The organism is Bacteroides faecichinchillae JCM 17102, assembly GCF_000614145.1.
Taxonomy (GTDB): Bacteria; Bacteroidota; Bacteroidia; order Bacteroidales; family Bacteroidaceae; genus Bacteroides; species Bacteroides faecichinchillae.
This window is the reverse complement of the sequence record NZ_BAKK01000082.1, coordinates 1-8,580: the sequence shown is the minus strand read 5'-3', so window position 1 is coordinate 8,580 and position 8,580 is coordinate 1. Positions and strand designations below refer to the sequence as shown.

13 protein-coding genes are annotated in these 8,580 nt (G+C 35.9%); all 13 read right to left on the bottom strand.

Features of this window, described 5'->3' with window-relative positions; translation table 11 throughout:
• Positions 1–140: 140 nt before the first annotated feature.
• Complete coding sequence (locus JCM17102_RS20365) at positions 141–701, bottom strand: terminase small subunit (protein WP_025076493.1); 561 nt, start codon at positions 699–701, stop codon at positions 141–143.
• Positions 702–1,017: 316 nt separating this feature from the next.
• Positions 1,018–1,320 carry a hypothetical protein gene (locus tag JCM17102_RS20360; RefSeq protein ID WP_025076492.1) on the bottom strand — a complete coding sequence of 101 codons (303 nt, stop codon included), beginning with the start codon at positions 1,318–1,320 and terminating at the stop codon, positions 1,018–1,020.
• 80 nt (positions 1,321–1,400) lie between these two features.
• Complete coding sequence (locus tag JCM17102_RS20355; RefSeq protein ID WP_025076491.1) at positions 1,401–1,637, bottom strand: hypothetical protein; 237 nt, start codon at positions 1,635–1,637, stop codon at positions 1,401–1,403.
• A 136-nt stretch (positions 1,638–1,773) separates the two neighbouring features.
• On the bottom strand, positions 1,774–2,511 hold the full coding sequence (locus JCM17102_RS20350) for a hypothetical protein (RefSeq protein WP_025076490.1): 738 nt from the start codon (positions 2,509–2,511) through the stop codon (positions 1,774–1,776).
• A 157-nt stretch (positions 2,512–2,668) separates the two neighbouring features.
• Positions 2,669–3,463 (bottom strand): phosphoadenosine phosphosulfate reductase domain-containing protein, encoded by a 795-nt coding sequence (locus JCM17102_RS20345; RefSeq protein WP_025076489.1) that lies wholly within the window; start codon positions 3,461–3,463, stop codon positions 2,669–2,671.
• 298 nt (positions 3,464–3,761) lie between these two features.
• Entirely contained in the window at positions 3,762–4,442 is a 681-nt protein-coding gene (locus JCM17102_RS25215; protein WP_025076488.1) for a P-loop NTPase family protein, read from the bottom strand.
• Positions 4,399–5,172, bottom strand: coding sequence for a hypothetical protein (locus tag JCM17102_RS29275; RefSeq protein WP_025076487.1), 774 nt, complete (start codon positions 5,170–5,172; stop codon positions 4,399–4,401). Before JCM17102_RS29275 ends, JCM17102_RS25215 begins: the two co-directional genes overlap by 44 nt.
• Positions 5,169–5,462 carry an HNH endonuclease gene (locus JCM17102_RS20330; RefSeq protein ID WP_025076486.1) on the bottom strand — a complete coding sequence of 98 codons (294 nt, stop codon included), beginning with the start codon at positions 5,460–5,462 and terminating at the stop codon, positions 5,169–5,171. Before JCM17102_RS20330 ends, JCM17102_RS29275 begins: the two co-directional genes overlap by 4 nt.
• Before the next feature lie 57 nt (positions 5,463–5,519).
• Positions 5,520–5,783: an HNH endonuclease gene (locus tag JCM17102_RS32595; protein ID WP_073350329.1), complete on the bottom strand. Its 264-nt coding sequence runs from the start codon at positions 5,781–5,783 to the stop codon at positions 5,520–5,522.
• Positions 5,722–6,552, bottom strand: coding sequence for a hypothetical protein (locus JCM17102_RS20325; protein WP_025076485.1), 831 nt, complete (start codon positions 6,550–6,552; stop codon positions 5,722–5,724). The genes JCM17102_RS32595 and JCM17102_RS20325 overlap by 62 nt, the downstream gene beginning before the upstream one ends.
• Before the next feature lie 129 nt (positions 6,553–6,681).
• Positions 6,682–7,827, bottom strand: a complete 1,146-nt coding sequence (locus tag JCM17102_RS20320) for a PD-(D/E)XK nuclease-like domain-containing protein (protein ID WP_025076484.1) — start codon at positions 7,825–7,827, stop codon at positions 6,682–6,684.
• Entirely contained in the window at positions 7,824–8,282 is a 459-nt protein-coding gene (locus tag JCM17102_RS20315) for a hypothetical protein (protein ID WP_025076483.1), read from the bottom strand. The genes JCM17102_RS20320 and JCM17102_RS20315 overlap by 4 nt, the downstream gene beginning before the upstream one ends.
• A gap of 67 nt (positions 8,283–8,349) precedes the next feature.
• On the bottom strand, positions 8,350–8,580 hold a 231-nt coding region (locus tag JCM17102_RS30790; protein WP_033887195.1), incomplete at its 5' end, for a hypothetical protein.

Below are 8,580 nucleotides of genomic sequence, written 5' to 3'. Positions count from 1 at the left end.
ATCAGATTGATAAGCAACAAGATACAAAAGTTGCAAAGCAGACCACGTTTTTGAAGATCTGGTACCGCCCTTCGATCCGATTCCCCTTATAGCAGGATTAACGAACGCATCGATCAGCTTATCGAATACCTTAGTTGTTTTCATTTCGGCTTTCTCTTCAAGGTTTTCAACTTCTGTATATTATTTACAGTTTCATGATTCAATACAGAAACAGATAATCCGCCTTGTATCTTTTCACCTGCTGTAGTAACATCCCTTTGATCTCTTAGCCCTCTAAGCCTAGCAACATACATTGCATCATATTGCCCTGATACAGCCCCACGATCCATATCTTCTGCAATAAACTTACGTATGTCATTAACTACTTTAAGAAATCCTAAAGCTATTTCGTCTTTTTCTTCCTCCCAATCCTTAGTAAATGCGTTTGCACGATCCTGTATATAATTACTGTTAGCTCCAATGAAGAAACAGAATCCGGCTTCCGTAATCAAATTCTTCCTCTCAACTTCATAGGGTTCACCAGCACGTGGACCACTCTTTACATATTCCTTACATAAGATAGGGTGATTGCGTGACCATTCGACATAATCGTTAAAAGCCTGTTGAAACTCAGACGGTTTAGTAAAAATCGGCGGAGTACCAACACGCTTAGTATATAAGTCCCATAATTCTGTGCCTTCTTGTGGATCATACGTGCGCATAAATAAGTCTTTTTGAAGATGATTATCAATGAGCAAATGTATCTTATCACTCTCTTACTACAAGGTCAAAATACATCAATATCGTAGGATGTATTACATAGCTTGTACTTAATAGAAATATCATATAACCATGAAGCCGAATCTTTTATGCTACGTGCTTCTTCTACGTATCGCCACACTTTTGTACTTCTATCCCACTTGAATAGAGTTTTTTTCCCGTTAGGATAATGACTGATACGATATATTTGATTAAGTAGCTTCCAACATGAAACCTCTTCCAGATAGGAAACGTATAATTCTTTTTTAGTCCATCCCTCTACTTACTATCCCAATCATTTTGGCTTCCGACTTCCTGATCTATGAAAGCAATCAACTTAATAGGTTCCTGAGTCTTTCTACCATTCTTTAAACTTTTCACAAATTCTTTTAGCTCTTCGAAATGCTTCGTTATAAATAGACCGTCAATATATCCATTCCCACTTCGATCCTTTATACATTTAATACCGATCTTCCTTAGATAAGAATATACTACGAACGTATGAACATTAAGCATTATACCTATTTCACGTGCACTTACCCATGTACCGGAATCCGTATAATTGTTTTTTCTATTGATCATATACGATTATTTAAAAGTAAATAGTATATTTGCCTCATAATCGTATAAAAGAATCGGGAGTACTAAGTTTTTTGAGTTGGCTAGTCCTCCCGATTTATTTTATTATCTTTATCCTGTACAGGAATAGATAATTTCAATTCTTTACTATTAAATTTATTCACTGCATTTCTTACCATTTGATACGATCTCTTTACTGTACGTGCTTCTTCTTTAGAATCACACTTACCTCCATCAATGGTGAAATATCTACCGTCACCCTGTTCTACCATAACGCAATACTTATCTTTCCTGCGTTTTATACGAATGTCTCCTACCATAAATAATTTGATTTTGTTTTTAGAATTGAGAATAATAAAAAAGCCCCTACCACTGTAGGAGCTATTTGAAAGCAAATCACAAACAACCAAAGACTAATTGTTTCCAACGATGTAAAGGTACAAATTTGAAAACAAATTACAACTCAACAATGCAATCAATCCTTTCTTGCTCTTTCTTAACAAAGTCATATAATTCTTTTTCGAAATCCAATTTATGAGCTTGTATTTGATGTGACATTTCTGATTCAAAAATATTCATTATATCCCTAGCTATATCTACTATATTAGTTCTATTCTTATATATATCATCTATTACTAATACATATTGAGAGTCTGTTTTTTTACACATTTCTACCATTTGATCTACTATATTTGTGATAACCACATCTCGTTGTTCTGCCGGAAGTTCACTGTCAGGATTTAAAAATACATGTAACGCATTGATATTGCTCGCCCATGATCCATAAATATTTCTTATTATATTTAAGCGATCTAATAATAATTTAGCAGCAGGATAGTTTTTAAGTTTTATTAGCTGGATATTTAACCGAATATTATTCAATTGATCCTGTTCTGCTATATGATCAATTTTACACCTATCTTCTGTTGTAAATGTTTTATCTATCCATTTTGAAGAAAAGTCTAGAATATCAATTGGCTTTATAGAATGATTTATTTCTAAAATATTACTCACCATTTCGTCAAGCCTTTTTTGTTCTTGCTCTTTACGAATTAATAATATTTGAAGTTTACGATTCTTTCTATTTTGTTTATTAGACACACTTATAGATATAAATGCACTTATCACAGCAATTGTAGTTGCCATTGAGCCTATCGCAGTCCAATCAATTGTATATAAATTAAAATTAAGCATACTTATAGTGTTTATTAGAATTTATTCCATAGTATATCATATTTCTACCATATAAGTCAAAAGACTGTATAAGGAGCTAATTACAAACACAAAGGTAATATTTCTTATATAAATTTCATCATATGCTTGTTCTTTTTTTTTCTTGTTTTGAGCCTAATTAGGCTACATCGTTAATACTAATTTCTTCTTTCAAAACTCGTTCTACCTGCCTGTCGATGATCTCTTGAAATTCAATTTGGCAGATAAGCGAGCAATCCGGTATAATCTCTTCCACTGGGTCGCCCCGCCATGTCGGTAGTTCATCCAAGAAGATACGCCCATCTTTATCTTTCAGACAGGTAGCTCCAACATCACGCTCAATCTGCGCCATTTGAGCAAACACTTCTGGGAACTCCTTCCGGATTTTATTCCAGTATCCCATACCACCTTTCACGCAACCGATGCAGTTGTTGTTATTGTAGCCCATCTTGTACATAGCAGGGATTTCAATATTGGCTTTCCAAAGCATCCCCATGGCATCCGGCTTCGTAATCTGCTTTTCAATGAGCGGGAACAGTGGTTTTGTGTCTGGGTACTGCTGCTTTAATCGGATAGCTCGGTTAATCTCTTTTGGTTCATAATCGAATCCCCAAACTTGACCGTCCCAAGCACCAAGCTCCTTTTCCAACTTATAACGAACCTGTTTCTTCAATTCGAATGTACAGGCAGCACCAGTAGGTCCATTGATGTATCGTTTTTTAAGCAGCACATCTTTTACATTAAGATACTTATCGTTGCGAATAGTATGTATTGGCTGGCCGTACCATTTTTCGCAATCTGCCAAAAATCTTGCATTATCGGGATGTCCAGAACCTGTTTCAATATAGTAGAGTTGTACATCTTCGTACAAACTCAACGCTATTTTACAAGCTACTGCGGATGTTACACCGCAAGAAAACCATGCTATTATCATTGGCTTATTATTTTTTTTAATTAAATTTGCACCGTTGAATCCAATAAAAAATCCGTTTATCAAAAACTAAATTGGATTTTAGAGGCTTCGGTCTCTATACGCTCGCTTCTCTCCGGAGTCCGAGTGAGGAATACCAACCATTGAAGCTAAAAGGGTGTAAGCAGCGCCTTGGCGAAGTTTGTGGGGTTCGAATCCCCACCTCTGATAATTCTAATAACCATATATTAAGCAGGCTTTTATTAGTCTGCTTTTCTTTTCTCTTTGTTTTACTCATTTCTTTATTGTTATGATTTAAACTTTACCTTCTACTATCGCCCTTTATCTCAACTACGTTAAACATTTCTTTCACCCTATCAGCGATATAATCACCGTATTTGTTTCCAAATGCTACGTTAGGTTCGATATTGGTTGTAACATGAGTAACAAAATCCCTTCTTACTTCATATCGAAGTTGGAGGATAGTTTGTACAACATTTATTCCAGTACCATAGTGCTTTGAGTCGCTAGGTTCACGTCCTAGCTCATCAATAGCCAAATTACACATACATTCTCTGTCGGTAAATTGAGAGATACCATTCATTCCTTTCTCTGCATACAGGAGAGATATTTCTACAGCACTGGTAAACTTAAAGCCTATTTTATCGTTATTACATCCATATCGGAAACGGTTTATCTTTCCTAGATATCGCTGTAATCCTTTTATCAAAACAGACTTTCCAACTCCAAGAGGACCCCATAAAAGAAGTCCTTTAGAAGAATCAAGTAATTTACTTCTTTCCCAAACGTAATTATACAACTCGGATAACAGGACCTTGTTACGTTCGTCAATGGTAAATCTCGGTTCTACCTCCTTCATTGAGTTTATAAACTCTTTTTTCCAGAAATATTCTATCTGGTTCTCATTCCAAGCAATTTCATTACCTTTAGCATGGAATTTAACCGAATGATATTGATTTGATTCCTGCGGGCTTAGTTCCATTACTGGAATTACCTCCCTTATTGTTCTGATTGTTTCCATATTTTTGTTTTAACCAGTCTTGATAATCTCGTTCAGTTCCCGTAAAAACTACTCCGGTCCAATCTGATTCAATTGCTCTTTCAATCTGCCGAATGGCAAACTCTTCTTCAAAATGCCCAAGTTTGTTTAATGAAAGTTGAAGCGCATAATTAAGTTTCTTCTTCCATTTAGGTGTTTGCCGGAGTGCTTCCCAAGCAGACATAAAAGCAATCGAATTGAAGGGGTAAACTAAAGGCTTAGAATCTCCTTCTTTTTTCCTAGAACGTTTAGGCTTTGGGGGTGGGGTACTCTCGCACGCACGTGCGTGAGTTTCTCCCTGTTTTATGTTTATATTATCTATAATAGGTGGAATTCCGGTTTCATCCTCAAAATTTGCGGATGATTCTGAGGATGATGCAATGTCATTACTTAATTTCTTAACGAATGAGTAATAGCAACCTATACGCTTATCTTTGCTTGTTTCAAAATATATAAGACCGGAAGCAGCTAGGCTACTCCTTGATTTACGTAAGGTGTTATCAGACATATCCAAATTGGAGCAAAGAACACTACTACGAGCAAAAAACACATCTTTCCACTTCATTTCATTACAGATAGCTACAAGCTCGTGATATAAAGCTTGAGCGGCTGTTGTAAGGTAAGTATCATCACGAACCTTACGAAGTTTTGAAACTAACTGATAACTATTCATAAACGGAAATATCTGTTAGCTGCACATTCATCAAATGACTTTACACGCTCTATAAGCCTCTTTTGCTTTCGTCTAAAGGCTAAATTATTATCGTACCTATTATGGCATTCTCGACACAATCCTACGATGTTCTGAGGATTGGTATAATGTTCTGGATACATGCTCTTAGGAACTAAATGCGCTGCATCTACGGCAGGTTTACCACATATTGCGCAATAAGGAGAAAGAGACTGTTTAATCTTTGAAATCTCCCTGTTTCGTTTGGCTTGTTTGTTACTTATCTGTTTCATAAGAATAACGTTTAAATAATAGTTCCCGGATACCGAACCAACGGACACCGGGATAATTTATCTACCATGTTTAACTCTGTGGCAATCTTCGCATAGAGTTTCAAGACAATACAAGAACTCTAATTCATGTCCGACAATGGAATATCCAGCAACCTCATAAACCTTGTGGTGAATCTCCAAATTGTATGTTTTACCACATACTTGGCACTTATGACCATCCCGGATACGGACCTTACGCTTTACTTCTTCCAAATAGGGATTATTCCTCAGACTCTGCCGATACTTCGACGGTCTCCCCTTCTTGTGTGCTAGTCTCGTCATTATCTTCCTCCTTTCTCCAAGGGCTATCCGAAATTGGTACTCTATGCCATTCATGGCGTTTAATAGGTACTACTTCACCTGTATCATCATCGGTATAGTCCTCAGTCCATTCCTCTAACCAAACATCCATATCATCCTCTTCCCATACCTCCATAGTATTTTCTCCTTCTCCAAAAACACGTACATTCTTACGTGTATCTCTGAAATCAACCTTTGGAAGTTCATAACCTAATTCTTTGAATGCTTCTTGGTTCTTTTCTCCTGAGTTGAACAAATCGTTATATTCATGCTTCGGAATTTCCTGAACTAATGCTAAACGGAACGCATCATTTACCCATGAATAATACAAGTAGTATCCCATGACAGGGATACGGAAAGTATCAACCATATTCAGAGGATAGTCTTTAATCCCTTTCTTAGCTAAATTTACAAGATCTTTAAACTGAGTATGCAATGAAGATATCTTCGCTTCAAACTCTTTCTTAGCTGCATTGAACTCAGATTTCAAGCTTTCTAACTGTGCTTCCAGTTCCGGCATTTGTTCTTCTGCAATCTCACCATAATTAGCCCTAACAGTGGAAATTTCGTAATCATCCATTATTCTGTTTGCAATAACATCTTTTTCCTGAATGGTAACGAAGTGTTCAGCTAGTTTCTTCTTTACATCGTCCATGCAGACGGAATCAGGAAAAATCACCTCTGGAAAATTAACAGTAGTTGGAAGTTTGAATTGAATCACTTCCGGTACATAGTCTTTTAAATCAATCATTGTTTCTTATTTTTAAGAATTAAATAACTTATAAAAATATACTAAAACAGCTATACAAATAATTGTACCGCAAATAATAACAGTACATTGTACTGCTATTGGTAATTGTGCAATTTGATCCATTTTATTTTAATCATCTATTGCAACTGGGTGAAGTAACTTTTGACTCCATTCCGGGAGATGCATATCAATTATACCCCTAGATCCTTCTTCTGCCATAGCGTCATATCCGGGAAAAATACTATGATTATCAAAGCAATCCTTTACGATTGAAAGAGAATAGTGATACTTATATTTACCATTTGCCAAATCATCAGGAGACCAGAATAAGACTGCTACATCGTAAGGTGCAACCGTCTGCAACATTATCATAATAGTTACATTGAAGTTTCTACCTGTAATGCTGCTCATTACTTCCTGATACATACCTTCTGAAAGCTCATATTTGAGTTTAGCGCAATCATAGTAGAACTTACCGAGGTCATCGGCTCGTGTGGTCTTGAAGGAAATCACAGCATTCACGCCAATGTTTTCCTCAACATTGAAATAATCCGGTCGAACTCTTACATTAAGCCCGGTTTCTTCGTCCTTGCCATAAAAAGAAGTTTCTGAAAAAGCTCCTTTTAGAAGCTGGGGAATGATACCGCCACCATACCAGTAATAGTTTTTTTTCAATGCTTCAATGATCATACTCATTTCCTCAGAGATAAACGAATACCCAATATCAATACACTGTTGTTTCTTATTATCCCTAAAATCTTTCAAAGCATTGAAATTCCAATTAACAGAGGGAATTTCTTCGTCCACATCCGGCACATAGTTATTATCACTTGACAATAGATCATTATAAAAATCTATCATACAAAGTACTCCATCTTTTGAAGATTGGTTGTATTTTGGTTCTACTTTAACCAGATCAAATAATCTAGGTTCTAAAAATGCCATGTGAGCAAACGTACCTAACTGAAAGCAAGGCCTTTCTTTCTCTTCAAATACCCTTTCATAATCGTAATAAAATGAACGTGGAGTTTTAAGAGCGTTTTTCAGATTAGAAGAAGATATGTACTTACTTTGCAAATACATTTCCATCGGATCACGCTTAACCATTCCATTAACACTTAATTCTTTTAGATCAATGTTGATAGGTGGTTTATTGCAATTCAAAGAAATGAAATCTAACATTTCTTCTTTAGTCGGATATTCTTCCGGATTATAGGCAAAAGGATTAAGTTCTTCACCTTCTGCACAATTATCTAAATCATAATAATCTATCATCCGACTACAGATAAGTTAATACGAAGGGGACGTACAGACCAGTTATCAGATTGGTATCTATTTGTTTTATTATCACGTTTACCCATATAGGTAATTTTAAGAGCTGTCCCACTTTTAAGTGAACCGTTCGCAATATATTGCTCAAGAATACCAACCAACCTCCGAGAACCATTTGTTACTGTCTGAACTGTCCCGTTTCCTAACTTCTCTAGGAAAGTAGCACATTCCAGATCTATCAATTCATCAGGATTAGTCGCACTTAATACTTTTTGAGGCTTTATATCCACAAAAAACATTTTCTTGAACTCTCCTACATGCTTTGGAGTCCAATAATTTCCACATAAATCTATCGGAAGTTCTTTTGCATCGTCCAAAGAAGGAAGATCGGTACTTAAATCTGCTGTCTGAATTTCAAATGCAGAATCGGTTCTAAGAGATAATTCGTTTTCACTCATAATTGTTATTATTAAAGGGTTAATAAAATAGTTCCCGGAAAGCTGATCAAAGCAATCCGGGATTCAATCATTCACACGAGATAATTTTTCCATTATATAGTTTATAGAAAGTATTTGGTTTTATTACTTTACCATCTACCTTAACTGCTTTTACACCCTTGATAGGATATGTATTGCCATTCCATTCACCTCTTTCTGTCAGGACTATCCAACAGCCTATAGATCCTTTTGCTTTACTATCCCTACCTGTTACTATGGCAATAGAATCTTTACCACTAACTTCTGCTGCTGACTGGTA

What these genes read in the sequence shown, in the direction of transcription:
- JCM17102_RS20365 (WP_025076493.1), bottom strand. Translation starts at nt 701, where the DNA reads ATGCGCACGTATGATCCACAAGAAGGCACAGAATTATGGGACTTATAT.
- JCM17102_RS20360 (WP_025076492.1), bottom strand. Translation starts at nt 1,320, where the DNA reads ATGATCAATAGAAAAAACAATTATACGGATTCCGGTACATGGGTAAGT.
- JCM17102_RS20355 (WP_025076491.1), bottom strand. Translation starts at nt 1,637, where the DNA reads ATGGTAGGAGACATTCGTATAAAACGCAGGAAAGATAAGTATTGCGTT.
- JCM17102_RS20350 (WP_025076490.1), bottom strand. Translation starts at nt 2,511, where the DNA reads ATGCTTAATTTTAATTTATATACAATTGATTGGACTGCGATAGGCTCA.
- JCM17102_RS20345 (WP_025076489.1), bottom strand. Translation starts at nt 3,463, where the DNA reads ATGATAATAGCATGGTTTTCTTGCGGTGTAACATCCGCAGTAGCTTGT.
- JCM17102_RS25215 (WP_025076488.1), bottom strand. Translation starts at nt 4,442, where the DNA reads ATGGAACTAAGCCCGCAGGAATCAAATCAATATCATTCGGTTAAATTC.
- JCM17102_RS29275 (WP_025076487.1), bottom strand. Translation starts at nt 5,172, where the DNA reads ATGAATAGTTATCAGTTAGTTTCAAAACTTCGTAAGGTTCGTGATGAT.
- JCM17102_RS20330 (WP_025076486.1), bottom strand. Translation starts at nt 5,462, where the DNA reads ATGAAACAGATAAGTAACAAACAAGCCAAACGAAACAGGGAGATTTCA.
- JCM17102_RS32595 (WP_073350329.1), bottom strand. Translation starts at nt 5,783, where the DNA reads ATGACGAGACTAGCACACAAGAAGGGGAGACCGTCGAAGTATCGGCAG.
- JCM17102_RS20325 (WP_025076485.1), bottom strand. Translation starts at nt 6,552, where the DNA reads ATGATTGATTTAAAAGACTATGTACCGGAAGTGATTCAATTCAAACTT.
- JCM17102_RS20320 (WP_025076484.1), bottom strand. Translation starts at nt 7,827, where the DNA reads ATGATAGATTATTATGATTTAGATAATTGTGCAGAAGGTGAAGAACTT.
- JCM17102_RS20315 (WP_025076483.1), bottom strand. Translation starts at nt 8,282, where the DNA reads ATGAGTGAAAACGAATTATCTCTTAGAACCGATTCTGCATTTGAAATT.